This window comes from Antricoccus suffuscus (assembly GCF_003003235.1).
GTDB classification, from domain to species: domain Bacteria; phylum Actinomycetota; class Actinomycetes; order Mycobacteriales; family Antricoccaceae; genus Antricoccus; species Antricoccus suffuscus.
Genome location: NZ_PVUE01000011.1, coordinates 42,614 through 68,278, shown reverse-complemented (window position 1 = coordinate 68,278; position 25,665 = coordinate 42,614). Strand labels below are relative to the sequence as shown.

General features: G+C 65.4%; 22 protein-coding genes. 15 read left to right on the top strand and 7 right to left on the bottom strand.

Going from position 1 to position 25,665, the window contains the following annotated elements; all coding sequences use genetic code 11:
• Nucleotides 1-50 precede the first annotated feature (50 nt).
• On the top strand, nt 51-1,205 hold the full coding sequence (locus CLV47_RS13420) for an Lrp/AsnC family transcriptional regulator (protein WP_202862575.1): 1,155 nt from the start codon (nt 51-53) through the stop codon (nt 1,203-1,205).
• A gap of 26 nt (nt 1,206-1,231) precedes the next feature.
• Here the strand turns inward: CLV47_RS13420 and CLV47_RS13415 are convergent, their stop codons facing one another.
• From CLV47_RS13415 to CLV47_RS13405, 3 genes are all read right to left on the bottom strand, one after another.
• On the bottom strand, nt 1,232-1,993 hold the full coding sequence (locus tag CLV47_RS13415; protein ID WP_106349631.1) for an IclR family transcriptional regulator: 762 nt from the start codon (nt 1,991-1,993) through the stop codon (nt 1,232-1,234).
• A gap of 130 nt (nt 1,994-2,123) precedes the next feature.
• Nucleotides 2,124-3,440, bottom strand: a complete 1,317-nt coding sequence (locus tag CLV47_RS13410) for an FAD-binding oxidoreductase (protein ID WP_202862574.1) — start codon at nt 3,438-3,440, stop codon at nt 2,124-2,126.
• A gap of 40 nt (nt 3,441-3,480) precedes the next feature.
• Nucleotides 3,481-4,089: an NADPH-dependent F420 reductase gene (locus tag CLV47_RS13405; protein WP_146135385.1), complete on the bottom strand. Its 609-nt coding sequence runs from the start codon at nt 4,087-4,089 to the stop codon at nt 3,481-3,483.
• A 125-nt stretch (nt 4,090-4,214) separates the two neighbouring features.
• Between CLV47_RS13405 and CLV47_RS13400 the strand changes: the two genes are divergently transcribed.
• The 6 genes from CLV47_RS13400 to hutI all read left to right on the top strand — a co-directional run bounded on the left by CLV47_RS13400 (nt 4,215) and on the right by hutI (nt 11,826).
• On the top strand, nt 4,215-4,655 hold the full coding sequence (locus tag CLV47_RS13400) for a MarR family winged helix-turn-helix transcriptional regulator (protein WP_106349559.1): 441 nt from the start codon (nt 4,215-4,217) through the stop codon (nt 4,653-4,655).
• Nucleotides 4,656-4,763: 108 nt separating this feature from the next.
• On the top strand, nt 4,764-6,323 hold the full coding sequence (hutH, locus tag CLV47_RS13395; RefSeq protein WP_106349558.1) for a histidine ammonia-lyase: 1,560 nt from the start codon (nt 4,764-4,766) through the stop codon (nt 6,321-6,323).
• Between the two features lie 28 nt (nt 6,324-6,351).
• Nucleotides 6,352-8,007 carry a urocanate hydratase gene (gene hutU, locus CLV47_RS13390; protein WP_106349557.1) on the top strand — a complete coding sequence of 552 codons (1,656 nt, stop codon included), beginning with the start codon at nt 6,352-6,354 and terminating at the stop codon, nt 8,005-8,007.
• Nucleotides 8,008-8,138: 131 nt separating this feature from the next.
• Entirely contained in the window at nt 8,139-9,365 is a 1,227-nt protein-coding gene (locus CLV47_RS13385) for an allantoate amidohydrolase (protein ID WP_202862573.1), read from the top strand.
• Nucleotides 9,362-10,684 carry a formimidoylglutamate deiminase gene (locus CLV47_RS13380; RefSeq protein ID WP_106349555.1) on the top strand — a complete coding sequence of 441 codons (1,323 nt, stop codon included), beginning with the start codon at nt 9,362-9,364 and terminating at the stop codon, nt 10,682-10,684. The genes CLV47_RS13385 and CLV47_RS13380 overlap by 4 nt, the downstream gene beginning before the upstream one ends.
• A complete protein-coding gene (gene hutI, locus CLV47_RS13375) occupies nt 10,681-11,826 on the top strand; it encodes an imidazolonepropionase (RefSeq protein ID WP_106349554.1) in 1,146 nt (381 codons plus the stop codon). The genes CLV47_RS13380 and hutI overlap by 4 nt, the downstream gene beginning before the upstream one ends.
• An 88-nt stretch (nt 11,827-11,914) precedes the next feature.
• On the opposite strand, the gene CLV47_RS13370 is transcribed toward hutI, so the two are convergent.
• Nucleotides 11,915-12,682, bottom strand: coding sequence for an SDR family oxidoreductase (locus CLV47_RS13370; RefSeq protein ID WP_106349553.1), 768 nt, complete (start codon nt 12,680-12,682; stop codon nt 11,915-11,917).
• A 63-nt stretch (nt 12,683-12,745) separates the two neighbouring features.
• The gene (locus CLV47_RS13365; protein WP_106349552.1) at nt 12,746-13,897 is read right to left on the bottom strand and encodes an acyl-CoA dehydrogenase family protein; all 1,152 of its coding nucleotides are present in this window, start codon (nt 13,895-13,897) and stop codon (nt 12,746-12,748) included.
• Between the two features lie 198 nt (nt 13,898-14,095).
• Here CLV47_RS13365 and CLV47_RS13360 point away from each other — a divergent pair, with 198 nt between their 5' ends.
• The 5 genes from CLV47_RS13360 (at nt 14,096) to CLV47_RS13340 (ending at nt 19,483) form a co-directional block, all read left to right on the top strand.
• Complete coding sequence (locus CLV47_RS13360) at nt 14,096-15,184, top strand: S-(hydroxymethyl)mycothiol dehydrogenase (protein WP_106349551.1); 1,089 nt, start codon at nt 14,096-14,098, stop codon at nt 15,182-15,184.
• The gene (locus CLV47_RS13355) at nt 15,181-15,804 is read left to right on the top strand and encodes an MBL fold metallo-hydrolase (protein ID WP_106349550.1); all 624 of its coding nucleotides are present in this window, start codon (nt 15,181-15,183) and stop codon (nt 15,802-15,804) included. Before CLV47_RS13360 ends, CLV47_RS13355 begins: the two co-directional genes overlap by 4 nt.
• 101 nt (nt 15,805-15,905) lie before the next feature.
• A complete protein-coding gene (locus CLV47_RS13350; protein WP_106349629.1) occupies nt 15,906-16,868 on the top strand; it encodes an ATP-binding cassette domain-containing protein in 963 nt (320 codons plus the stop codon).
• A gap of 9 nt (nt 16,869-16,877) precedes the next feature.
• Complete coding sequence (locus CLV47_RS13345) at nt 16,878-17,633, top strand: ABC transporter permease (RefSeq protein ID WP_106349549.1); 756 nt, start codon at nt 16,878-16,880, stop codon at nt 17,631-17,633.
• A gap of 257 nt (nt 17,634-17,890) precedes the next feature.
• Nucleotides 17,891-19,483 carry an ABC-F family ATP-binding cassette domain-containing protein gene (locus CLV47_RS13340; RefSeq protein WP_106349548.1) on the top strand — a complete coding sequence of 531 codons (1,593 nt, stop codon included), beginning with the start codon at nt 17,891-17,893 and terminating at the stop codon, nt 19,481-19,483.
• Here the strand turns inward: CLV47_RS13340 and CLV47_RS13335 are convergent.
• Entirely contained in the window at nt 19,480-20,037 is a 558-nt protein-coding gene (locus CLV47_RS13335; RefSeq protein ID WP_106349547.1) for a TetR/AcrR family transcriptional regulator, read from the bottom strand. The two genes, CLV47_RS13340 and CLV47_RS13335, sit on opposite strands and share 4 nt — an antisense overlap.
• Before the next feature lie 64 nt (nt 20,038-20,101).
• Here CLV47_RS13335 and CLV47_RS13330 point away from each other — a divergent pair, with 64 nt between their 5' ends.
• The 3 genes from CLV47_RS13330 to CLV47_RS13320 are packed head-to-tail and all read left to right on the top strand — an operon-like array spanning nt 20,102 to nt 24,509.
• Nucleotides 20,102-21,304: an ATP-grasp domain-containing protein gene (locus CLV47_RS13330; RefSeq protein ID WP_106349546.1), complete on the top strand. Its 1,203-nt coding sequence runs from the start codon at nt 20,102-20,104 to the stop codon at nt 21,302-21,304.
• A 25-nt stretch (nt 21,305-21,329) separates the two neighbouring features.
• Complete coding sequence (locus tag CLV47_RS13325) at nt 21,330-22,772, top strand: aldehyde dehydrogenase family protein (protein ID WP_106349545.1); 1,443 nt, start codon at nt 21,330-21,332, stop codon at nt 22,770-22,772.
• A 15-nt stretch (nt 22,773-22,787) separates the two neighbouring features.
• Nucleotides 22,788-24,509, top strand: a complete 1,722-nt coding sequence (locus tag CLV47_RS13320) for a DEAD/DEAH box helicase (RefSeq protein WP_106349544.1) — start codon at nt 22,788-22,790, stop codon at nt 24,507-24,509.
• Nucleotides 24,510-24,565: 56 nt separating this feature from the next.
• On the opposite strand, the gene CLV47_RS13315 is transcribed toward CLV47_RS13320, so the two are convergent.
• Entirely contained in the window at nt 24,566-25,636 is a 1,071-nt protein-coding gene (locus CLV47_RS13315) for a DUF6802 family protein (protein ID WP_106349543.1), read from the bottom strand.
• Nucleotides 25,637-25,665 lie beyond the last annotated feature (29 nt).

Genomic DNA, 25,665 nt, shown 5'->3' with positions numbered 1-25,665 from the left:
GATGAGCCTTTCTGATCGGCACGGCCCCGGTCGAGGCGGTAACGAAATGAGTGCCAAATCGGCATTTTGGCCGTGATCCGCTGTCGGACAACGGGTTCGTCGAGTATCAAGACGACGTGCGCACTGTCGAAAAATCTGTAGAAATCGCTCAAGAACTACGCGATTCTGCTCAAAATCAGGATCCGGTGCTTGCCGAGGAGGACTTTGCGCTCATCCACGCGCTACAGGTCCGGCCCCGCGCAACCTGGACGCAACTGTCCGAAGCTCTAGGTACGTCGCCGGTCACGCTCGCCCGTCGGTGGGCTCGCATCACCAGCGAAGGTCTCGCGTGGGTGACCGCCTATCCGACGTGGTCGGCGCACGGGGACTCGGTGATCGCCCTGGTCGACGTGGACTGCGCGGGCGGTCGCCTCGACGAGGTATGCACGACGCTGCAGGCCGACCGCCGGGTCATGATCATTGATCAGGCGGCCAGCGGCCGGGATCTGACTCTCACCGTCGCTGCCACCTCGTTCCCTGAGCTGTCCCGGCTGTTGATCGACGACCTGCAGACTGTCCCTGGGATCGTGTCCACTCGCACCTACATCGCCGCTCAGCTCTATACCGACGGCTCCAAATGGCGGCTCGACGCGCTGGACCGGCGCCAGCTGCGCGCACTCTCTAGGGTCGAATGGCCGCCGGGATCGACCCGCGAACCGCAACTGCTCGGCGCGATCCCAGACAGCCATATGGATCTCGTCTATGAGCTTTCTAAGAATGGCCGCGCAAGTGCCGTGGAGCTCGCCCACGCACTAGGACGCCCGGCGTCGACCGTACGACGCCAACTGACGGCTCTACTGCGAGCGCGCGCGCTCACCTTCCGCTGCGAAGTCGCCCAACTCAGCACCCGTTGGTCGATTATTGCCTCATGGTGGTGCCGGGTGCCCGAGGAACGGCGTATCGCGCTCGTCAAAGCGCTGCGCACTCAGCCCAGGGTGCGACTATGCGCCTCGCTTACCGGCCCGACGAACTTCGTCGTCACGATGTGGGCGCGCTCCCCGGACGAGATCATGCGGATCCAAGGTTGGCTCGAGGAGCAGGTTCCGTCCATCGTGATCGACGACGTGTCCGTGATTTTGCGGTGCCGCAAGCGGATGGGGTGGAAGTTGGACCCGGACGGGCGGGCGACCGGGGAGGTCGTGCCGGTCTGGCCGCCGGCCACCTAACCCACGGGCGGACGGCGGCATGATCGTTAGGCGCCGGGAAAACCAATCCGGATCGACAGCTGGTACGCCGTACGGCGTAGCGCCTCCAGCGCGCCGTCGGGGAACTCACGTCGCGAGGCCGGAAAAGTCATGGCGACCGACGCCGCCGGCCGGCCGTGCCGGTCGAGGCAGGCGACGGCGATCGAGCTCATCCCGAGCGTCACTTCCTCTCGCTCGAAGGAGAAGCCCTGCGCTCGTTCGTCGGAGAGCAGCCGGCGCAGAGCGGGCAGCGACTTGGGGCCCTCACCTGTCCGGCCGACAAACGCGGCCGGCGCGCTAAAGAGCGCGGTGACCTGTGACGGCGGCAGCAATGCGAGCATCGATCGACCGGACGCGGTGACGTGCGCGGGCAGCTGGACCTGCGGCTCGGTGACCAGCGGCTGGCTGTGCGGCGGACGCTGCTCCACGATGTAGAGGACCTCACGCCCGTGCAGCAACCCGAGATGCACCGGATACCGCACCTTGCGCACGAGCCGAGCCATCAACGGGTGCCCCTGAAGAGACAGCGATGCCTGCTGCGAGTACGTCGACCCGAGCTCGGCTGCCCCCAGTCCCAGCAGGTAGCGCCGCTCGTCGGGCAGGTGCATCACGAATCCTTCGGCCTGCAGCGCCGACAACAGGTGGTACGTCGAGGATCGCGGCGCACCGACCGCCTCAGCGATGCGGGTCGCGGAGACCGGCACGGCCGACGAGGACAGAAACCGAAGGATCGCCGCGGCTCGTGACACAGCGGGCACTTGCGGACTCATCCCCGCATCATATGTCTCGGATACGAGAGAGCCTGATCGCTCGCCGGGCGCCGCCGCCTCACGTTGCGTCATCGCGACGGACGTCGAGGGCTCGCGCAGAGTCTCGTTCGGGAGCGGGCGCCAGGCTCGATCAAAGCAAGTAGCGGGAGCGCCGGATCCTGCCTTCGGGATCCACTGCATCCGCGATTCTCACTACCCGCTCGCGCACTTCGGGAGCCAGCGCATCGGGCACCGAGGATGCTCCCTCGACCCACGACCCGATGCTCCGTCCGAGATCGACGGGGGCCGCGGCAGCACGCAGTTTCTTGAACGCCGCTTCGATGACGGGACGGTCCGAAGAGTCGCCGAGGGCACCTACGGCGTGCAGTGCGAACGGCCCCGAGGTGATCGTCGCGGCGCCGTCGCGGGTGGCAGCGTTGTTTGCAAAGCTGCGTATCTCGATGAGCGCAAGCGGTGAGTGCGAAGCACTTGCGACCGCCAGGATCCCGACTGCGTTGTCGGGGGTTTCCGACGACAGCCACCGCGCGTCGCCCAGGGCGGGGACGGCTGCCGGCGGGTCGAGGTGGATCGTTGCCAGCTTCGCGGCATCCGCCGGCCCCCACGTGTCGACGACGGGAGCAGCGGCCTCTCGAACGGCGTTGAGAAGAGGTCGCGCTTCGTCTTCTCCATGGGAGGAGGCGACGGCCAAGTGCACCACGGGGACACCCTGGAGGTCGTCCGGGAACGGCGGGCCGGGCGGGGTGTGTAAAACGGAGATGCTCGTGCCGACCGCCTCACCGACGAGCGCCTGGGCTGCGGCCCAGGCGGTCGTCACTGCTTCGAGGTCATCGATCGGCCATAAGAAGTAGCCGGCATAGAGATCAGGGGCCGGTTTCAGATCGAAGTCGAGCCGGGTGGCGATCCCGACTCCACCGCCGCCGCGGAAGGCCCAGACGGCGTCCCGGTCGACGGCGTCGACGGCGTCATCTGAGGCGAGCCGCACCCGTCCGGTGCCGTCGACGTACTCGACCGAGCGCAGCGCCGCGCTTGCAGCACCGTGAGGTCGGGTCAGCCAACCGAAACCGCCGCCGAATGTGTAACCGCCGATTGCGACGGACGGCGACGAGCCCAATAGGCCTAGGAGACCGAACTTCTCGACCCGGGGATTGATCTCGCCCCAAGTCAAACCGGGTCCGGCCGAGGCCGTCCGCGCCTTGGGATCAATCGTCAGTTCGACGAGACCGGAGGTGTCGAGGATCAGAACGTCGTCCCCGATCTCGCCGCCGGCGCCGTGACCGGTCGCTTGGGGAAGGATGCCGAGGCCCCGAGCCGCCGCGTACGCGACGACCTCGGCGACCTCGGCCGTCGACGTGGGGCGCGCCACGACGGCGGGATGCTGCGACGCGATGGCATTGTGCGGAGTCGTCGCCGACTCGTATTCGGGCGAACCCGGGGGGAAGATGATCACGATGCTCCTTCAGCGATCTATGAATCGACGTGAGGGTCGTTCAGCGGACGACGCGAATGTTGAATGGAGCTCCGCGGAACGACTGCATCATGGCGGCGAAGAGCACAAAGTAGTGTTCGGCGCCGCGGGCAGATGCGATGCCGCCCAGGTCGACCTGCGCGGCGGGTCCCCAACCGAGGTCGGCGAGCAGAGCGCTGACGAGCTCCTTGGCCTCGATGTCATCGCCGGAAAGGAACACCGACGTCGCCTCCGAGATTGAATGCGGCGCGACTGCCAGGGTCCCCGGCAGCGTGTTGAGCGATTTGACGACCTTCGTGGCCGGCAGGGCCGCCTGCAGCAGTTCGCCGAGGCTCTCGTTCGGGTAGAGCAGCTCGAAGGCCGGCGAGACTGCGTTGCCGATGTCGAGCAACACCTTGCCCGCGAGATCGTCGGCGAGCGGCGTCAGGGCCTCCAGCGAGAACGATGCCTGGAGCGCATTCACCACCAGGTCGGCATCGCGCATCGCCGCGGCGGTTGCCATGACCGGCGCGGCGAGTTCCGGGTGTGCCTGTGGGTCGCGCGACCCGAAAATAGCGGTGTGGCCCGCGCTGATGAACCCGCTGGCAAGAGTAGTGGCCATGTGGCCGGTTCCGAGGACTGCAATGCGCATGATGATGCTCCGATCGGTATGTGACACTGATACACTGTCGTTCAAACTCGAACTACTTGGACCATAGCACTAGTTCGAATTTGAATCAAATTAGACTGTTCGACAGTCAAGGAGAGGAGCATCAGATGGCGGCTGAACTGACTAGAGGCGAGCTAGATGCGTACTTCGCGCTCGTCACAGCCGGCGACCTCGTACAACGCGCGGTGTCGGCCCAGTTCTCCGAGCACGGGTTGACCCCTTTGCAGTTCGCTGTCCTCGCCCGACTCCTCGATGCACCCGACGGGCTGCGAATGAGCGATCTCGCAGACACGCTCGTCGTGTCGCGAAGCGGTCTGACCTACCAGGTAACCCAGCTCGAGAAGGCCGGCTTCGTCGCGCGGAAATCATCGCCGTCCGACAGCCGCGGTGTCGTCGCGCGACTAACCTCGAGTGGTCGGGACCGAGTGCTCGAGACATTTCCCGGACACGTTGAGCTCGTACGCAAAAAGTTCCTCGACCTCCTCAGCCCGAAAGAGATCACCACCATTCGCACGACCCTCGAAAAGGTCGTCGCGGGCCTGCGCTGACCGTAACTATTCGGCGGCAACCGGTCCGACACCGTGTGTCTCGAATACGAGATAACAAATCACCACACACCCTTCCGTTCGCGCTTGCCGGGGGCGTGCAATGTCCTTATGAACATCTCGACCTCCGCCTCCGTCGTCACGATCGACGTCGGCCCACTCTCCATCGACCAAGTTGTGGCAGTTGCCCGCGATGGCGCAAAAGTGTCGCTGTCCGACGCCTCCGTCGAGGCGATCGAGCGCAGCCGCGGGATCATTGAGTCGCTCGCTAACGACACCGAGCCGCATTACGGCGTCTCGACCGGGTTTGGCGCCCTGGCGACTAAGTTCATCCCAGCTGATCGCCGACGCCAGCTTCAGCTTGGTCTGATCCGATCGCACGCGGCGGGGTCCGGTGCACTCGTCGAGACCGAGGTCGTGCGCGCACTCATGTTGCTGCGCCTCTCTACGCTCGCGACCGGGCGCACCGGCGTACGCCGCGAGACGGCGCAGATGTACGCCGACATGCTCAACGCACACATCACGCCAGCGGTCTATGAATACGGATCACTCGGCTGCTCCGGTGACCTGGCGCCGCTGGCGCACTGCGCCTTGGCCGCACTTGGCGAGGGTGAAGTCGTCGACGAGCACGGTGTACGCCGCCCCTCCGCGGAAGCGCTGGCGGAAGCGGGCGTGCAGCCAATCACCCTGCAAGAGAAGGAAGGCCTGGCGTTGATCAACGGCACGGACGGCATGCTCGGGATGCTGTGCTTGGCGCTCAAGGACCTGGACCGGCTTGTCACCACCGCCGACATCAGTGCCGCGATGAGCGTCGAGGGCCAGCTCGGCACCGATGCGGTGTTCGCCGCCGACCTGCAGGCTCTGCGCCCCCAGGTCGGACAAGCGCTCAGCGCGAGCAACTTACGCGCCCTACTCGACGGATCGGCGATCATGCAGAGCCATCGCGAACCCGGCGCGTGCACCCGCGTGCAGGATGCATACTCGCTGCGCTGCTCACCACAAGTCCATGGGGCTGTGCGCGACACGATGTCGCACGCGCGCAACGTCGCTGGCGCCGAGCTCGCATCCGCCGTCGATAATCCCGTGGTCACCCTGGATGGCCGAGTCGAGTCCAACGGTAACTTCCACGGCGCCCCGATCGGCTATGTGCTCGACTTCTTGGCGATCGCGATCGCTGATCTGGCCAGCATCAGCGAACGGCGTACCGACCGGTTCCTGGACACCGCTCGCAGTCACGGTCTCAACCCGTTCCTCGCCGACGATCCTGGAGTCGACTCCGGGCTCATGATCGCGCAGTACACGCAAGCCTCGATCGTCTCCGAACTCAAGCGACTCGCCGTGCCGGCCAGCGTCGACTCGATTCCCAGCAGCGCCATGCAAGAGGACCACGTCTCGATGGGATGGAACGCCGCCCGCAAGCTGCGCCGCGCGATCGACGGCCTGCAGCGAGTGCTGTCCATCGAACTGATGACCGCGGCCCGGGCTCTCGACCTACGCACACCACTCACCCCTGCCGGGGCCACCGCCGCCGTCGTACAAGGCCTGCGCGAAGCCGGCGTGCAAGGTCCCGGACCCGACCGTTTCCTCGGCGCCGACATCGAGCGCGCCGTGCAGTACGTCGCATCCGGCGCCGCAAACCAGGCAGCCGCCGCGATCACCCCACTCAACTAAGCCCGCCGACAGTTACGGAGAACCCATCATGGACGGCGCCCGCCCAGTCAGATCACCTCGAGGTACGACGATCACCGCACGGTCCTGGCAGACCGAGGCACCGATGCGGATGCTGATGAACAACCTCGACCCGGAGAACGCCGAACGCCCAGACGACCTTGTCGTGTACGGCGGCACCGGGCGCGCGGCTCGCGACTGGCGCAGCTTCGATGCGCTGGTCCGCACCCTGACCACGCTGCGCGAGGACGAGACAATGCTCGTGCAGAGCGGCCGCCCGGTCGGAGTCATGCGTACGCACGAATGGGCGCCGCGGGTGCTCATCGCCAACTCCAACCTAGTGCCGGACTGGGCGACCTGGCCGGAGTTCCGCCGCCTGGAGTCACTGGGCCTGACGATGTATGGGCAGATGACGGCCGGGTCGTGGATCTATATCGGCACCCAGGGCATCTTGCAAGGCACGTACGAGACGTTTGCCGCTATAGCTGCAAAGAAGTTCAATAGCACCCTCGCGGGCACACTGACCCTGACCGCTGGTTGCGGCGGAATGGGTGGCGCGCAGCCGCTCGCGGTCACGATGAACGACGGAGTCTGCCTGGTTGTGGACGTGGACCGGACCAGGCTGCAGCGCCGCGTGGACAAGCGGTATCTCGACGAGATCGCCGACTCCCTAGACGATGCGGTGGACCGATGCCTTGCCGCAAAAAACAAGAAGCGGGCGCTGTCGGTCGGTGTGGTCGGCAACGCGGCACTCGTCTACCCCGAGTTGCTGCGACGCGGCGTACCCATCGACATCGTCACCGACCAGACTTCCGCCCACGATCCACTGTCCTACCTGCCCGAAGACATCGACTTCAGGGACTGGCACGACTACGCCGACAAAAAGCCCGATGAGTTCACCGATCGCGCCCAGGCCTCGATGGCGCACCATGTCGAAGCGATGGTCGGCTTCCAGGACGCCGGCGCCGAGGTCTTCGACTACGGCAACTCGATCCGCGACGAAGCCCGAAAAGGCGGTTATGACAAGGCTTTCTCGTTCCCCGGGTTCGTTCCGGCGTACATCAGGCCGCTGTTCTGCGAAGGGAAGGGCCCCTTCCGGTGGGCCGCCCTGTCCGGCGACCCCAAGGACATCGCCGCCACCGACAAGGCGATTCTCGAGCTGTTCCCCGAGAATGAGCATTTGAGCCGTTGGATCAAGGCGGCCGGCGAGCGCGTCGACTTCCAGGGGCTGCCGGCCCGCATCTGCTGGCTCGGATACGGCGAACGCGACAAAGCCGGTCTGAAGTTCAACGAGCTGGTCGCGGACGGCACCATCACCGCCCCGATCGCGATCGGCCGTGACCATCTCGACTGCGGCTCGGTCGCTTCGCCGTACCGCGAGACCGAGTCGATGATCGACGGCTCGGACGCGATCGCCGACTGGCCACTGCTCAACGCCATGGTTAACACGGCCTCCGGCGCCACCTGGGTGTCAATTCATCACGGGGGCGGAGTCGGCATCGGCCGGTCGATCCACGCCGGCCAGGTTTCCGTCGCGGACGGCACCGAGCTCGCCGCCGCCAAACTAGAGCGGGTCCTGACCAACGACCCGGGAACCGGCGTCATCCGGCACGTCGACGCCGGCTACGACCTCGCCGTCGACACCGCCCGCGAACGCGACGTGCGTATCCCAATGCGAGAGGCCTAGTCATTCGTGCCTATGGCCACTCGCCCAAGCGCTCAACTTGCGATAGCGTCCGGCGAAGTGGTGGTTATTACGACCACCTTGCCGGACGTTAGCGGGGTCAGTAACACTCCCGCCACAGCTAGGAGCGCATCTTGACCGCATCGCACACCGCCGAGTTCGACCGGATGTGGGCAGATCTCGAGGGTGTCGGACGCGACCCACGCGGCGGCTACTCCCGCTTTGCCTGGACGCGAGAGGACCACACACTGCGTGAATGGTTCACCGGCGAGGCCGCCCGCCGTTCGATGGAGGTCGACATCGACCGCAACGGCAACCTGTGGGCATGGTGGGGTACGCCGGGACCAGGATCGTTCGTCACCGGCTCGCATCTGGACTCTGTGCCCGGCGGCGGCGCGTACGACGGGCCGCTCGGCGTCATCACCGCGTTTGCCGCCGTCGACAAGCTGCGCGCCGACGGCATCACCCCACAGCGGGCCGTCGCAGTGGCCTGCTTCGGCGATGAAGAGGGCGCCCGGTTTGGGCTCGCGTGCGTGGGTTCGCGGTTGGCGGCCGGACTGCTCGATGCCAAAAAGGCGAAGGCGCTCAAGGACTCTGACGGGATCGGGGTCGTCGAGGCGATGCGCAGTGCCGGACACGATCCGGCGCATTTAGGCCGTGACGACGAGGTGTTGTCCCGGATCGGCGTCTACGTCGAGCTGCACGTCGAGCAGGGCCGAAACCTCGTCGATCAGGGCCACGCCATCGCGATCGGGTCCTCGATCTGGCCGCACGGACGGTGGAGGTTCGACTTTCACGGCGCCGGCAACCACGCCGGCACGACGCGCCTCGAGGACCGGCGCGACCCCATGCTGACGTACGCCGAAACCGTGCTGTCCGCGCGCAAGCGGGCCCGGCTGGCCGGCACGGTAACCACCTTCGGTCGCGTCTCGGTCACGCCCAACGGCACCAACGCGATCCCGTCCGAAGTGACGGCATGGTTGGACAGTCGCGGCGCCGACGAGGCCGAGGTCCTGCGCGTCGTCGACGAGATCGAGACTCGCGCGCACGAGCGCGGCAGCCGCGATGACGTGACGGTGAGCGTCACCCGCGAGTCCTACACCGGCAAGGTCGAGTTCGACGCCGGCGTACAACAGCGGCTGCGGAGCGTGCTCGGCGCGGACACGCCCGTCATCGGCACCGGCGCCGGGCACGACGCCGGGATCCTCAGCAGCGTCGTACCCACCGGGATGCTCTACGTGCGCAACCCCACCGGGATCTCGCACGATCCGGCCGAATTCGCCGAACGCGACGACTGCCACGCCGGCATCGACGCGCTCGCCGCGGTGATGACCGACTACGTCACGCAGGCCCAGTCGTGAACGGGGCGTGGCGCTGCGAGCACGCCGTTATCGGTGACCGCGTGCTTCATGACGTCACCATCGAGTACGCCGACGGCGCAATCACCGCGGTCGGTTCCGCGACGGTCGCCGGCGCGCGGAATATCCACGGTCTGGTCATACCGGGACTGGCCAACGCCCATTCGCATGCCTTCCACCGGGCGTTGCGCGGGCGCACCCAGCGCGGGCACGGGTCATTCTGGACCTGGCGCGAGCAGATGTACGCCGTCGCCGCCACTCTCAACCCAGACAGCTACTTGGCATTGGCTACGGCGACATTCGCGGAGATGGCGCTTGCCGGAATTACCTGCGTCGGCGAGTTCCACTATCTGCACCATTTGCCCGACGGCACGTCGTACGGCGACGAGAATGCCATGGGTAAGGCGCTGATTCAGGCTGCCCACGCTGCCGGAATCCGGATCACGCTGCTGGACACGTGCTACGTCGCCGGTGGGTTCGGCGTACCACTGGAAGGGACTCAGCTGCGGTTCAGCGATGTCGACGCCGAACAGTGGGCGTTACGCGTGGATGCGCTGCGCGGCAACGATTACGCGCGCATTGGTGCGGCTGTGCACTCCGTGCGCGGCGTACCGGCCGAGCAGATCCCCACGGTCGCCCGGTGGGCAACCGTCCACGACGCGCCGCTGCATGTCCATCTGTCCGAACAGGTCGCAGAAAACGACCAGTGCCTCGCGCACTACGGACACACTCCGACCGAGGTGCTGCACGAAGCGGGCGCCCTCGGCAGTCGCACGAGCGCGGTGCACGCGACACATCTGCAAGCCGAGGACCTCAGACTTCTCGGCACGACCCACACGACGGCATGCTTCTGCCCCACCACCGAACGCGACCTCGCCGATGGTATCGGCCCGGCCAGGGCGCTCTTTGATCTGGGATCGCCGCTATCACTGGGATCGGACAGCCACGCTGTCATCGATATCCTCGAAGAGGCGCGCGCGGTGGAGCTCAACGCGCGGCTCGACACCCAGCAGCGCGGCCATTTCTCCGCGGCCGAACTACTCGGCGCCGCGACCCGCGCCGGCCATGCCTCTCTAGGTTGGCATGACACCGGCACGATCGAGGTCGGTGCGCGCGCAGACCTGGTCGCGCTGTCATTGGGCTCGGTACGTACGGCGGGCGCGGCACCGGACAGCGCGCTGGAGACGGCCATCTTTGCCGCCTCCGCAGCGGATGTCACCGACGTACTCGTCGACGGGCGGGCCATCGTCGTTGACCGGGCACACCAGTTGATCGACGACGTACCGGGCTCGTTGTCCGCGTCGATTGAGGCGCTGCAGTGAGCACCCTTCTGGCCAACATCAGCCTCCTCGTCACCAATGACCCGTCCGCCGGTGACGGTCTTACCGGTGAGATCGTCGATGCCGCAGTCGTTATCGACAACGGGGTCATCGTCTGGGTCGGCTCGAGCGCCAAGTCACCGGCCGCGGACGAACGCGTCGATCTCGACGGGCGGTGCGTGATTCCCGGATTCGTCGACAGCCACTCGCACCTCATCTTTGCCGGCGACCGGACGGCCGAGTTCGCCGCCCGGATGAGCGGTGCGGCCTACAGCGCCGGCGGAATCAAGACGACCGTGGCCGCGACCCGGTCGGCCTCGGACGACGAGCTTCGCCTCCGCGCAACGGATCTCGTCGCCGAGATGCGGCGGCACGGCACCACCACTGTGGAAATCAAGTCCGGCTACGGACTGGATGTGGCTAACGAAGCACGCAGCGTGCAGATCGCGCGCGAGCTGACCGCGGAGACGACCTTCCTCGGCGCCCACGTCGTACCTCCGGAGTACGCGGACAATTCCGACCGCTACGTCGACCTCGTGTGCGGTGCGATGCTCGACGCGTGCGCCCCGCATGCGAAGTGGGTCGACGTCTTCTGCGACCGGGGCGCCTTCGACGCCGACCAAGCGCGTGCGGTGCTGCGCGCGGGAATGCAACGCGGGCTCCTTCCGCGCCTGCACGCTAACCAACTCGAATCTGGTCCCGGCGTACAGCTTGCCGTCGAGGTCGACGCCGCGAGCGCCGACCACTGCACGCACTTGAGTGACGCCGATATCGAGGCGCTGGCCGGTTCGACCACTGTCGCGACGCTATTGCCAGGCGCGGAATTTTCCACCCGCGCCAACTACCCGGATGCCCGCCGGCTGATCGACGCAGGCGCGACCGTGGCATTGGCGACGGACTGCAACCCCGGCTCGTCGTACACCTCGAGCATGCCGTTCTGCATCGCAATCGCCGTCAGGGACATGAAAATGACTCCCGCAGAGGCTATGTGGTCCGCGACCGCCGGCGGTGCACGCGCGCTGAGGCGGGATGACATCGGTGCAGTGCGGGTGGGCGCGAATGCCGACCTGGTCGCGATCAATGCACCCAGCTATGTGCATCTCGCGTACCGACCCGGAGTACAGCTGATCGGCTCGGTGCTCTAGCCGTTCGCTTGTGTCATCAACCATGCCCTTGTGTCACCGAGGTCGGTGACACAAGTGGACAAATGATGACACGAGGCGGTGAGCGGCGTTACTCGGCGAGGAACTGCGCGAACGTGCCACTGCCGACGGCGTGGTCGGGAGCGAGATTGCCGCCCTGCCGCAGCGCCTTTCCGACCGCTCCAGGTAACGGGACCGACACGGCCCTGCGTCGTACGCCGTTGTGCGCGGCCCACGCGCCGAAGAACTCGTGCAGCCGCCCGACCTCCGGTCCACCCATGTCCGTCGCCCGCCCGATCGCCGGCCCAGTGGCGATCTCGACCAACCGGTCCGCGACCTCGCCGACCGCGATCGGCTGGAACGAAACGCCTTTGGGAATCGGCGCGATCGCCGGTATCCGGGCGATCCCAGCGCACATCGAAGCGACTAAGTTGTGGAACTGGGTGGTCCGCAGAATCGACCACGACACGTCCGACCGGGCGATCACCCGCTCCGCGGCGGCCTTACCCTTGTAGTAGCCGAGCGGGATGTCGTCGATCCCAACAATCGAGATGTAGACGAAGTGTGCGGCCTTAGCAGTCGCCGCCGCTACGAGAGCCCGAGTCATCTCGACGTCGCGTTTGCTACGACCCGAGGTCGCGCAGTGGATGACCGTGTCCATCCCGTCGACGGCAGCCTCGACCTCGGTCGGGGTGGCGGTCGCGAAGTCGATTCGGTAGGGAAACTTGCCGCCGATCCCGGCCGTGTTGTGCGGCGCGCTGCGGCTGGCCGCACGCACCTCATGTCCAAGGTCGAGCAGTCGCGTGACGATCGGCGTACCGAGCGTCCCGGTAGCCCCGGTGACCAGCAATTTACCCATCAGATTTACCCCACCTCAACCGTCCGGTAAGCACCCACCAACATACGCCCGACCACATCTCGCTTAATTGGCCTCGCGGTAGGGGCGCAGCGTGTTTTTCGCGATGACGACCTGCTGGATCTGGCTGGTGCCTTCATAGATACGGAACAACCTCACGTCGCGGTAGAAGCGCTCAACGGCGACCCCGCGCATGTAGCCACTGCCGCCGTGGATCTGTACGGCGCGGTCGGCGATCCGGTTGACCGCCTCGGACGCGAAGTACTTGACGATCGACGGCGCCTTGCGCCGATCGACGTCTTCGTCCCAGTCCTTCGCGGCCTGCAGAACCATTGCCTTCGTGGCGTACGCCTCGGTCTCGGAGTCTGCGATCAGGCCTTGGATCAGCTGGAACTCGGCGATCGCGTGTCCGGACTGATGGCGCTCTGCGGCGTACTTCGCGCTCTCGTGGACGAGCCGGGCGGACAGTCCTGCGCACAGCGCGGCGATTGTTACGCGACCCTGCTGCAGTGACTTCATTGCGGTCGGGAAGCCGATCGCCTCGTCGCCGCCGATCAGATTCTCGAGTGGTATCCGCACGTCGTCGAAATTGATGTCGGACGTCCAGGAGCCCATCTGGCCCATCTTCAGGTCGTGCGGAGCGACCGTGACGCCGGGTGTGTCGGTGGGCACGAGGAAGACCGCTATCCCGCGGCTGCCGGCCTGGTCATTGCTGCGCGCAAAGACCATCAGCACCTGCGAGTACGCCGCATTGGTGATGAACGTCTTGCCGCCGTTGATGACCCATTCGTCGCCCTCGCGCTTAGCTGTCGTACGGAGGGTGCTTGGGTCGGAGCCGGCCTCTGGTTCGGTGAGCGCGAACGACGCGGTGACTTCGCCCGATGCGAGTCGCGGCAGCCAGCTCTTCTTCTGCTCTTCGGTGCCGGCCTTCACCAGCACCTGACCGGCGATGCCGTTATTCGTGCCGAACATCGAGCGGAACGATGGCGTGGTCCAGCCGAGCTCGAGATACAGACGTACCTCCTGGGTCATGCTCAGACCGAGGCCGCCGTACTCCTCCGGGATCGCAAAACCCCACAGACCCATGTCCTTCGCCTGCTGGCGAATGGTCATCGGGACTTCGTCCTTGGCCTCGATCTCGTCCTCGGCTGGTACGACGACCTCGCGGACGAACGTCCGGACCGCACCCAAGATCTCGTCGAAATCCTTATCGTCCATGCTGTTCTCTCCTCACCGCGACCGGAAAGGCTCCAGTCGAAAACCTTAAATTCTATATAATTCTCGCATAATCACCACGGCGGGCGACTCCTTTGTTGGCGAGAGCACATTAGACTCCCCGCTAGGTGCTGACCACACTGGACGTCACGGTCAGCACGCCACCGGCAATCCTTCATACCACTCACAAGAGGAGACTCAATGCCAAGCACGGTCAAGGGTGTCATTGCACGAGGCAAGGGCCAAGCGGTCAGCGTCGAGAACGTCATCGTGCCAGACCCGGGGCCCGGCGAGGCGCTGGTCAAGATCCAGGCGTGCGGCGTCTGCCATACCGATCTGCACTACCGCGAGGGTGGCATCAACGATGACTTCCCCTTCCTTCTCGGGCATGAGGCCGCGGGCATTGTCGAAGCGGTCGGCAATGACGTCACCGACGTGGCGCCGGGCGACTTCGTGATCCTCAACTGGCGGGCCATCTGCGGCGAGTGCCGGGCCTGCCTGCGCGGCGAGCAGTGGAACTGCTTCAACACTCACAACGCCACGCAGAAGATGACCCTGAAGGACGGGACCGAACTGTCCCCCGCGCTTGGTATCGGCGCCTTCATCGAGAAGACGCTCGTCGCGGCCGGCCAGTGCACCAAGGTCGACCCCAACGCTGATCCGGCCGCCGTCGGACTGCTCGGCTGCGGTGTCATGGCCGGCGTCGGCGCGGCAATCAACACCGGCAAGGTCACCCGCGGCATGAGCGTCGCCGTCATCGGCTGCGGCGGCGTCGGCGATGCGGCTATCGCCGGCGCGTCGCTCGCGGGAGCGGCCAAGGTCATCGCGGTTGACGTCGAGGACCGCAAGCTGGAATGGGCCAAACAGTTCGGCGCCACGCACACGGTCAACTCGAAAGAACGCGACGCGGTCGAGGCGATTCAGGAACTCACCGGAGGGTTCGGCGCGGACGTCGTCATCGACGCGGTCGGCCGTCCCGAGACGTGGAAGACAGCGTTCTACGCGCGCGACCTCGCCGGCACCGTCGTACTCGTTGGCGTGCCGACTCCGGAGATGCGGATCGAGATGCCGTTCCAGGAGTTCTTCGGACGCGGCGGCTCCCTGAAGTCCTCGTGGTACGGCGATTGCCTGCCCAGCAGGGACTTCCCGATGCTCGTCGACCTCTATCAGCAGGGCAAGTTCAACCTCGACGCATTTGTCAGCGAGCGGATCGGCATCGACGATATCGAGTCCGCGTTCACCAAGATGCACGACGGCGACGTACTCCGCTCCGTAGTGATCATGAAATGACAGCTCGAGTCGAACACCTCGTCACATCCGGAACCTTCAGCCTCGACGGCGGCACGTGGGACGTCGACAACAACGTCTGGATCGTCGGCGACGACTCCGAGGTAATCGTGATCGACGCCGCGCACGACGCAGATGCCATCGCTGCGCAGATCGGCGATCGCAAGACGATCGCCATCGTCTGCACGCACGGTCATGATGACCATATCGATGCGGCGCCGGCACTGCGGGACAAGACTGGCGCACCGATCTGGATCCACCCGGACGACGACGTGCTGTGGCGCATGCGCCATCCCGACACCGTCCCGGACGATGATCTGGCCCACGGACAGCAGATCAAGGTCGCTGGTACGACGCTCACGATCTTGCACACACCGGGCCACGCGCCCGGCGCGATATGCCTCTACAGCAAGGATCTAGGCTGCGTGTTCACTGGCGACACGCTGTTCAACGGCGGTCCGGGAGCGACCGGTCGCTCCTACAGCGACTACCCGATGATCGTCTCTTCGATCCGTTCGCGACTGTTTACGCTCCCGCCGGAGACCGTCGTACACACCGGGCACGGTCCTGACACCACGGTCGCGGACGAGCTGGACAACGTACCGGACGAAAAGGCCGAGTAGCCGGCACTAATGCTTTGACACCGGCGAGCCGCCTCTGAATAATTATCGGGCGGCCCGCGTGGGCTTCTCCCGTATCGGGCCGCCCTCTCATGGGAGACGACTTGATACACGCACGCGGACTTGCCCAGACATTTCACACCAAGCGAGGGCGCGAGAAGGTCGACGTACAAGCCGTTCGCGGGGTCGACATCGACGTAGAGGAAGGCGAGATTGTCGGCTTCCTTGGCCCTAACGGTGCCGGCAAGACGACCACCCTTCGCATGCTCACCACGCTGCTCAAGCCGACGGCAGGCACGGCCACCGTCGCCGGATATGACGTGGCGACCGAGCCGATCAAGGTCCGCCAGAGCATCGGCTACGTCTCGCAGAGCGGCTCGACCTCGGGCGAGGCACGCGCGGGTGAAGAGATCATGGACCACGGCATGCTCTACGGCATCAGTCAAAAGCAAGCCGAACAGCGCGGACGCGAATTGTTCGAGCAGCTCAATCTCGACGGGATGTGGAATCGCAAACCCAAGACGATGTCCGGTGGCCAGCGCAGGCGCCTGGACATCGCGATGGGCCTGACTCATGATCCCAAGCTTGTCTTCCTCGACGAGCCGACCACCGGCCTCGACCCGCAGGCTCGGGCCAACCTCTGGACTCACATCTCAGACCTACGCACACACCGTGGCAGCACGGTGTTTCTCACGACGCACTATCTGGACGAGGCCGACGCGCTGAGCGACCGGATCCTCATCATCGACGACGGCGAGATCGTCGCCGCGGACACTGCAGACAATCTCAAATCAAACGTCGCCGGAGATCTGCTCGAGCTGGAACTCAAAGACAACGCCAGGACGACGACCACAGCCGAGAAGCTCGGCTCGATCCCTGGTGCCACGGACGTGGAAGTCGATGGAGTTGACGTACGCGGGCGGTTACGAAATGCCGGAACCGCCGTGCCCGGTCTGCTGCGCGACCTCGACCGTGCCGGCATCGAGCTCGTGTCCATTGAGGTACGCCGACCAACCCTCGACGACGTCTTCCTCAATCTGACCGGCCGCTCACTGCGCGAGGCCTAGGAGCCAACCATGACCTTTCTGCGACAGACCTACATCGTCTATCGACGCCAACTTCGGATGAACCTGCGCAACCCCGCCTGGGTCATCATCGGCATGATGCAGCCGATCCTCTATCTCGCGCTCTTCGGCCCGCTCCTCGAGCCGCTTGTCGGCCAGTTCGGCGCGACCAACGCATATACCTTCTTCGTGCCCGGATTGCTTGTGCAGCTGGGTATCTTCGGGGCAATGTTTGCCGGGTTCAGCCTCATCGGTGAGTGGCGGGACGGCGTCGTGGAAGCCGAGCGAGTCACTCCTGCCAGCCGCACCGCATTACTCATGGGCCGGATGTTGCGCGACGTCACGCAGCTGACCGTGCAGGCGGTGATCCTGATCGGGCTCGGGTTTGCCTTCGGCATGCGCGCGTCGTTCGGCGGCCTGCTACTTGGGCTCCTGCTCACGGTGCTGATTGGCGCCGCTTGCGCGGCCTCGTCGAACGCGGTCGCGCTGACCACCAAGAGCGAAGATGTGATGGCGCCACTGCTCAACATGGTGATGATGCCGATCCTTTTACTGTCGGGCATCCTGTTGCCGATGACAATAGGTCCGACCTGGCTGCAGCGCGTGAGCGACGTCATCCCGGTCAAGCACATCGTCACGGCCGTGCGCGGCTCGTTCGCCGGCGACATCCTCACTTCTTCGATGTTGTGGGGATCGCTGTGGACCGTCGTACTGTTCGGGCTCGCGATCTGGTGGGGCACAAGGGTCTTCCGCAAGGAGAACTCATAACCCCGCCCCGGAAACCCGCCGTTCGAAATCACTTGCGGGTGCGCCGACGCTGTGCGACAGTATTCAGCGTACCTTTCCCCAAACACCTGGAGATCCGTTGATTCTCTGAGATCGTCGACACCGCAGATGGCCGCGACTAACGCGTCGCTCGGCCGGGCAGCCCGATCTCAGAAAACTTCGCTCAATGCTCCAGATCTGTTGGCGCCCTCGCGGTCGTCGTCATGGCTCACCACTCGCTTCCATGACGGGAACTGCCTATGTCCGCACCCCAAACCCCCTCCATCATCTGTGACTCCCTGACCTTCGAATGGCCCGACGGCACGACCGCGCTGCGCGCGCTCGAAGCACAGTTCGACACAGCGAAGATCGGCCTGATCGGCGTCAATGGCGCCGGCAAGTCCACCCTGCTGCGACTCATCGCCGGCCGGCTCACACCCACTGCGGGTGACGTACGTGCCAGCGGCGAGATCGCCTATCTGCCGCAGGATCTCACGATCACCCACGGCCAGTCGGTCGGCGACTTGCTCGACGTCCAGCAACAGCGCGAAGCCTTAGCGGCAATCGAGGCCGGCACGGCAACCGCATCGGATTTCGAGACGATCGGCGACGACTGGGACATCGAAGAACGCGTGCTCGCCGAACTTTCCCGCCTCGGACTCGCCGGCATCTCACTCGACCGCGACCTCGCCACGCTCTCCGGTGGAGAAGTCGTCCTGATCGGTCTAGTCGCGAAACTGCTGCGGAGGCCCGATGTGCTGCTGTTAGACGAGCCGACCAACAATCTCGATATCGAGGCGCGTCGACGGCTCTACTCGGTCGTCGACGACTGGACGGGCACGCTCCTGATCGTCAGTCACGACCGCGAGCTGCTCCGCAGGGTGGACCAGATCGCCGACCTTACCGACGGCGCGCTTCGCATGTATGGCGGCAATCTCGACGACTATGAACGGATCCGAGCCGAGGAGGACGAGGCCATCGAACGGGAGGTTCGCACCGCCGAGTCCGACGTACGACGGCAAAAACGTGAGCTCGCCGACGCGCGGATCAAGTTAGACCGGCGGCTTCGTTACGGCAAGAAGATGATGGCGCAGAAGCGGGAGCCGAAAATCATCATGAACGCACGCAAACGCGCGGCGCAGGTGTCCTCCGGCAAGCACCGCAACCTGCACATGGAGCGGTTGGCGGACTCACGTGGAGCGTTGAGCGAGGCGCAATCACGGTTGCGGGACGACGACGAGATCCGAGTCGACCTGCCGGAGACCGCCGTACCGGCCGGCCGCACGATGCTCGACCTGCGGTCCCCTGATGTCAACATCCGGGGCCCAGAGCGGATCGCGCTGCTCGGGCGTAACGGTTCGGGCAAGACGACACTGCTCAACCGGGTCCTCCGCGAGTCCCTCTCTCCGTCAACGACCCGACTATTGCCTCAACGCCTCGACGTCCTCGACGAGTCTGTGAGCGTGCTGGACAACGTCTCGCGGCTGGCCCCGACAACACCTCCCGCGCAGACCCGCAACAGACTCGCGCAGTTTCTGTTGCGCGGCCGGCAGGTCGAGCTCCCCGCTTCGACACTGTCGGGCGGGGAACGATTCCGCGCCGTGCTCGCCGCGCTCCTGTTGGCCGAGCCCGCGGTCCAGCTGTTGTTGCTTGACGAGCCAACCAACAACCTGGACATGGCGAGCGCGCGCCAGCTGACCGGGGCGCTCAACTCTTACCAGGGCGCTCTTTTGGTCGTGAGTCACGACGTGTCGTTCTTGCGTGGGCTCGAGATCGACCGGTGGCTGTGGCTGGACCGCGACGAAGGTCTGGCCGAGATCGATGCACCGGTGACTTCCAACCACGGACCTTAATCCTCCCGGTTATCGTCGCCACCGTCGATCGCAGTCAGGAAATGATCCCCGAACCAGGCGAGGTCCTCGTCGAGCGCGCGCCGCCCGACAGTGAACCTGCCGCCGGCCTCCGACGCCGCGAAGCCGATGACGAACGTCGACAGGATCCGTTCAACGCGAGGGACTTCGTCGGCCGCGACGCCCGCTGCACGCAACGTCGCATAGACCGCATCGCGGACCCGTTTTGCACCCTCGGTCGCCGCGGGCCGCTGCATCAAGAGCGGGAAGACCTCCGGGTGCCGCGAGGCTACTGCCCGCAGTGAGCCGGTCATCTTCGTGAGCTGTTCGCGCCACGGCAGCGCGGTTCCGGGCACGACGACTTCGAGCAGCATCCGCTCGACCAACCCGTCGAGCAGTTGCGATTTTCCGCCGACGTGTCGATAGAGCGCCATGGGTGTCACCCCGACTCGCTCGGCAACCGCACGCATGGTCAGCGCGTCGAGACCGCGCTCGTCGGCGATCGACAAGGCGGCCACGAGAATGGTGTCGCGGTCGGTCTGCGGTTGGCGCGCCATTGCTTCTCCTCGAATCAGCGTTAATATACGTCGTATATATACATCGGATACTAACGGGGTCGTTATGAAGGTTCTATTATCGGAGGGATCGAGCCTGACCGCGCGCGAACATCTCACGGTGCTCGGTCGCGCCGGAGTCAAGGCCGACGTACTTTCCTCGATTTCTCATCCACTGTGCGAGTTCAGCCGTTGGACCGGAACAGTGCACCGGGTACCATCGCCGTCCGCCGATCCGCTCGGCTACCTGGCTGCAGCGGGCCGACTAACCGAGACCGGCGGCTACGATGCGTTGCTGCCGACGCACGAGCAGGCGTGGTTGTTTGCAGTTGGCCGGAAACTGTTGCCGACAGGTATTCCGCTCGCAGTTGCACCGGCAATGGCATTCGACCGGGTACAAGGAAAACTCGCCTTCTGCCGTCTACTCGACGAGCTTGATCTCCCTCAACCGGGCTGGACCGAAGTCGCCGGCGTGGCTGATGTCGCCGGCCTTGGTTTTCCTTGCTGGCTCAAGTCCGACTTCTCGACGGCAGGGCGCGGCGTCCGACTGGTCCACGACAACAACACCGCCACAGCGGCGCTTGCCGAGCTGGCGAGACCGGTCCTCGCCCAACTGCCCGCTCCCGGAAACTACGCGCAAGTGGGCGCGCTCTTCGATCGCGGTCGGCTAGTGGCCGTGCACACTAGCGAGAAGACGGGCGATGGCGCCGGCGGTAGCGCCGCCGCACGGCTGAGCGTCGATCATCCGGAGGTCCGCGCGCATGTTGCCCGAGTCGGTGCGCATCTCCGATGGCACGGTGGCATGACATTCGACTACTTCCACGTCGATGGCCGGCCCCAGTACATCGAGTGCAACCCACGAACGGTCGAACCGGGGAACGCCGCTGCCAGTGGCGTCGACCTGCCGATGCTCACGATCGCTCTCGGTAGCGGAGCGCCGATGGCTTCTACAGTAGCCATCGGGCGGGCTGGCGTCCGGACGCAAAGCGCATTGGCTCTCATGCTCGGCGCAGCCGAACGCACTGGCCGTCGACATGCGTCCGTCGCGACTCTGCTCAAGGCACTAACCGGACGCGGCTATCCCGACAAGGAAGTCCTTACCCCGCTGCGAAAAGATCCGAAAAGCGCGCTCCCGCTGGCGATCGCGGCCATTACTGTCCTTCGAGGGCCGGCATCCGTGCGCGCACTCGCCGCCAAGGTGGTGGCGGCATACTCAGTGACGCCGTCCGCGATCGACATCGTGCGCTCGAGAGTGGATCAAGGCGTATGACCCGCAACGGGTTTAGGGTGGCGACATGACACCGAAGAAACGCTCCTACCCCTATCTTCTCGACGGGAAGCTCCAGCGCACCGGCAAACTCAGCGACGTCACCAACCCATACGACGGTTCGGTAGTCGGCCGCTACTACAAGTTGCCGGAGGCCTCGGTCGAGCAAGCGATCGCCTCGACCGCAGCCGCTTCGGCCGCCGCGCAGGCCCTTCCGGCGCATGCCCGAGCCGCTGCGCTGGTCTATATCAGTGGGCAGATCGAGAAGCGGGCCGAAGAGTTTGCGCAGCTGATCACGTCGGAAAACGGCAAACCGCTGATGTGGTCACGCGGCGAGGTCGCTCGCGGCATTTCGACCTTCCGCTGGGCCGCTGAAGAGGCACGCCGCTTCTCGGGTGAGCTACAGCGACTCGACACCGAGGCATCCGCGACCGGCCGGATCGCCGTCGTACGGCGTTTTCCCCGCGGGCCAATCCTCGGCATCTCGCCGTTCAACTTCCCGCTCAACCTCGTGGCACACAAGATTGCACCCGCGATCGCCGCCGGGGCGCCGATCCTGCTCAAGCCTGCCGGCAGCACGCCGCTGACCGCGATGCTACTTGGCTCGATCATCGCCGAGACAGAGCTGCCCGCCGGGATGGTCAACATCGTGGCGATCCCGGGCAAGGAGATGGACACACTCGTCACCGACCCACGGTTGCCGGTCATCACGTTCACCGGCAGCGGCGCTGTCGGCCAGGGTCTGCTCGACAAGGCGCCTCGTAAGCACCACACGCTTGAGCTCGGCGGCAACGGTGCGGCGATCGTCGCGCCGGACTGGGACGACCTGGACAAGGCCGCGGATCGACTTGCGACGTTTGCCAACTACCAGGCCGGGCAGTCATGCATCGCCGTACAGCGCATCTACGTCCACAAAGACCAGTACGACGCCTTCATCAAACTGCTGACCAAAAAAGTCAAGGCACTGAAGACCGGTGATCCGGCGAAGAGCACGACCGTCGTCGGCCCGGTCATCGACGAGGGCGAAGCCACCCGCATCGTGGACTGGATCGGTGAGGCAAAGAAGGCCGGCGCCACCGTGCTGACCGGCGGCCGGCGCCGCGGGACGACCGTCGCGCCCACCGTCCTGGTCGACGTGCCCAAAAATGCGAAGGTGTCCAATGACGAAGTCTTCGGGCCAGTGCTCACCGTCAAGGCTTATCGCACGTTGGACGAGGCATTCCGGCTCGTCAACGACTCGCGCTACGGTCTGCAGGCTGGCGTCTTCACGAAAAACATCGAGACCGCGTTCCGTGCGCATCGGGAGCTTCAGGTCGGCGGCGTGATCGTCGGCGATGTACCGTCCTTCCGCGCCGACCAGATGCCCTACGGCGGCTGGAAAGAGTCCGGAGTCGGGCGCGAAGGCATCGCCTCGGCGATCGAGGACTACACCGAGGCGCGAGTCATGGTGCTCACCGGCCTCGACCTCTAGCGACCGAAGGACCGCATGCCGAGCAAGCGCACTACCCCGAAACGACGCTCTAAGGCCGCGGTCCCGCCGCCGACGGTGCAGCATGCGGGTGATCGAGTCTTCATCCTCGATATCCCGTACCGAACCACCGCGCCTGGCGCGCAGTGGGTACCGGCGTGGAAAACGCACGCCTACGTCGGCGCCGCGCTACCGGATCCGTTGCGGCCGTTCGCGTCGCAGCCGTACTCCTACCAGAGGTGGATAGAAGACGACCTGAATGCCGTCCCCGGGGAGCCGATGCGCGACGTCGCAGCAAAGACACCCAGGCAGGAACAAATCGACGGCGCTGCGGCAATCGTCACTGCGCACCGCGCGGGAGCCCGGCAGTTCTTACTCGCGGACGACCCGGGGACCGGTAAAACGATCACGATGATTCTGGCCGCCCAGACCATCGCGCAAGAACGAGCCACGCCCTCTGCGATACCGAAGATCCTTGTCACCGTCGACCGGCCGTTTGTCATCACCGCACCGCACTGGCGTGCCAGCATCGCCAGCGTCGGTGACGGCGGCTGCCGGTGGCTGATCTGCTCCCCCGACCAGCTGCGCAAGCTCCTGGCCCGCAACGGCCAGCCGCGGTACTCCTTCGACGCGCAGATCTACGACGAATCGCAGCTGTACAGACACCAGGACACCAAACGTGTCACCGCTATGCGACGAATCGCCCGTTACAGTGCCGATCATGCCAAGGCACCGTTCCTAATCAATGCGACCGCCACACCCGGACACAACCCTGCGGAGCTGACCTACCTTGCGCCCGCGTTCGCCCAGTTACATAACCAGCCCACCAGCGCATGGAACGACCTGGGGCAACGTCTCGTCGACGCCGGGCTCCCCTTGGCGAAACGCTACGACCGGTGGCAATGGGACGAGAACGCCACCGCATCCGGGCGTCTTCAACAAGAAGCAAGCGACCAGGTCCGGCGCTGGCTCACCGATGCCACACCACCACTGATGCTGCACCGGCCATCACCCCAAGGTCAGGCGCCCATCGACGGCATGCCCACCACCCTCACGGCAGAGCAGCGCGCCGCGTACAGCGCGGAGTGGGGCGACTTCCAACGCGACATGGGTCTCGCACGGCGCGGGAACAATGTCGCCAAGGGCCGCGCCGCGATCATGCGGTTTCGACAGAAGGCCGGGATGCTCCGCATTCGGGCAACCGCCGAATGGGCCTCGGCCCAAGTCGACGCCGACCGGCAGGTCGCCCTGAGCGTCGAATTCGTGAGCACGGCCGCCGGCCCGCTCTGCGACGAGCTAGCCGGCATGAAGATCCCCTACAGCAGCATCTACGGCAGCGGCACATTCGACACCGAGGCAGAACGTATCGCCTTCCAAACCGGTCGCACAAAAGTGTGCGTGTTCACCGTCGCGTCCTCGATCAGCCTGCACGCCGGCGAGATGCTGCCGGGCGGGACACACGCCTCCCGTACGCCGCGAGTTGGGGTGCTGCACCAGCCGTCGTACTCAGGCATCGCCACCCGGCAACGACTCGGCCGCACTCACCGAGACGGTCAGGTCAGCGAATGGTGGTTGGCGTACGCCGAGGACACGATCGAAGAACAGATCGCGCACATACAACTGGACCGGCTCCGCGCCACCACCAACGCTGTGGGCGGGGAGACGTCCGCGTTGCACAAGATCGCCGCCCTGCTCGGCGCCGACTGGCTGCCGGAAGATGCCCTCACGAACGGCGATTAACCACCGGTACGCCGCTGTCAGTCGGGTTTGCGTTGGTCCACGTGGACTGCGTTGGTCTACTTGGACTCGTCGGTGACGTTGTCCCAGGTGCCGGTCGATGGGTCGTAGACCTCGTGGTTGATCAGCGCGCCGTTAGCTTCGTCGAGCACGATGATCTGGTCGGCGACGCCGTCCTGATCCGAGTCGACGTAGTACTCGACGTTGCCGTCTTGTTCGACCGCGACCGTGTCGGCCACTCCGTCTCCGGAGAAGTCGAGCGTCGGCGCGCCGACGTCGTATGTCTGACCGTCGATGGTGAGGCTCAGGTCGCCACCGGCGACGTAGTCACTGCCCGGGCCCGACTGCGGAGTATCGGCCGGCTCCTGGCCGTCTGCGGCGGAGTCCGCACCGGGCCCGCTTGAGTCAACCGGCGGAATCGCGTCGGCGGAGTCGGAGGTCCCGGTAGTCCCGCTTTCGGTAGATCCGGAGTCAGCCGACGCGGAGTCCGCACCGGCCTGCGCCAAGTCGCTGGAGGCGTACGCCGACGCGGGAGCCGGCGCCGGCGACGATGGGTCGACGTACCCCGACTGCCCGACGTTGTCCGACACGGACACGTCACCCGAGGCGACGTCCGGCGCGGCGGTCTCCTGCCAGGTGGCAGAGGTGCCGTCGACCAGCTGGGTGTGGCTGATCAACTGGCCGTTGGCGTCGGTGATAGTCAGCTCGTCGGCCTGCCCGTCACCGTTGTTGTCGACGTAGTACTCGACCTGGTTTCCGTGATCCTGTACAGCCGTGTCGGCGACCCCGTCACCGTTGGAATCGAAGGTAGCCTCACCGGCGTAGAACTCCGTGCCGGAGAAGTTGGCGTTGATGCCCGCTGGCGCGGACTCGGCAGGCTCGCTGTCGGCGAAGATCGTGCTGGCATCTGGCTCGCTGCTCGACGTACTGTTGTCGGCAAAGGTCGGCTCGGAGTCCGACCCACCGCCCGACCCGCTCTGATCTCCAAAGATCTCGTCCGTCACTTGTTCGGCGCTCGCGCCGTTGTTGCCGTTGAATATTTCGTCGTTGATCTGGGTCGCTGAGGCGGAGTCCGGTGCCTCGTCCGCGGTCACGTCGAGCCCAAAATCAGCGGACATATCGTCGCTCATTGCATGCTCCTCAAAAATTCACAACGCGC

What these genes read in the sequence shown, in the direction of transcription:
- CLV47_RS13330 (WP_106349546.1), top strand. Translation starts at nt 20,102, where the DNA reads ATGAAGGTTCTATTATCGGAGGGATCGAGCCTGACCGCGCGCGAACAT.
- CLV47_RS13415 (WP_106349631.1), bottom strand. Translation starts at nt 1,993, where the DNA reads ATGAGTCCGCAAGTGCCCGCTGTGTCACGAGCCGCGGCGATCCTTCGG.
- CLV47_RS13340 (WP_106349548.1), top strand. Translation starts at nt 17,891, where the DNA reads ATGTCCGCACCCCAAACCCCCTCCATCATCTGTGACTCCCTGACCTTC.
- CLV47_RS13370 (WP_106349553.1), bottom strand. Translation starts at nt 12,682, where the DNA reads ATGGGTAAATTGCTGGTCACCGGGGCTACCGGGACGCTCGGTACGCCG.
- CLV47_RS13355 (WP_106349550.1), top strand. Translation starts at nt 15,181, where the DNA reads ATGACAGCTCGAGTCGAACACCTCGTCACATCCGGAACCTTCAGCCTC.
- CLV47_RS13325 (WP_106349545.1), top strand. Translation starts at nt 21,330, where the DNA reads ATGACACCGAAGAAACGCTCCTACCCCTATCTTCTCGACGGGAAGCTC.
- CLV47_RS13360 (WP_106349551.1), top strand. Translation starts at nt 14,096, where the DNA reads ATGCCAAGCACGGTCAAGGGTGTCATTGCACGAGGCAAGGGCCAAGCG.
- CLV47_RS13315 (WP_106349543.1), bottom strand. Translation starts at nt 25,636, where the DNA reads ATGAGCGACGATATGTCCGCTGATTTTGGGCTCGACGTGACCGCGGAC.
- CLV47_RS13400 (WP_106349559.1), top strand. Translation starts at nt 4,215, where the DNA reads ATGGCGGCTGAACTGACTAGAGGCGAGCTAGATGCGTACTTCGCGCTC.
- hutH (WP_106349558.1), top strand. Translation starts at nt 4,764, where the DNA reads ATGAACATCTCGACCTCCGCCTCCGTCGTCACGATCGACGTCGGCCCA.
- CLV47_RS13345 (WP_106349549.1), top strand. Translation starts at nt 16,878, where the DNA reads ATGACCTTTCTGCGACAGACCTACATCGTCTATCGACGCCAACTTCGG.
- CLV47_RS13405 (WP_146135385.1), bottom strand. Translation starts at nt 4,089, where the DNA reads ATGCGCATTGCAGTCCTCGGAACCGGCCACATGGCCACTACTCTTGCC.
- CLV47_RS13335 (WP_106349547.1), bottom strand. Translation starts at nt 20,037, where the DNA reads ATGGCGCGCCAACCGCAGACCGACCGCGACACCATTCTCGTGGCCGCC.
- CLV47_RS13365 (WP_106349552.1), bottom strand. Translation starts at nt 13,897, where the DNA reads ATGGACGATAAGGATTTCGACGAGATCTTGGGTGCGGTCCGGACGTTC.
- CLV47_RS13320 (WP_106349544.1), top strand. Translation starts at nt 22,788, where the DNA reads ATGCCGAGCAAGCGCACTACCCCGAAACGACGCTCTAAGGCCGCGGTC.
- hutU (WP_106349557.1), top strand. Translation starts at nt 6,352, where the DNA reads ATGGACGGCGCCCGCCCAGTCAGATCACCTCGAGGTACGACGATCACC.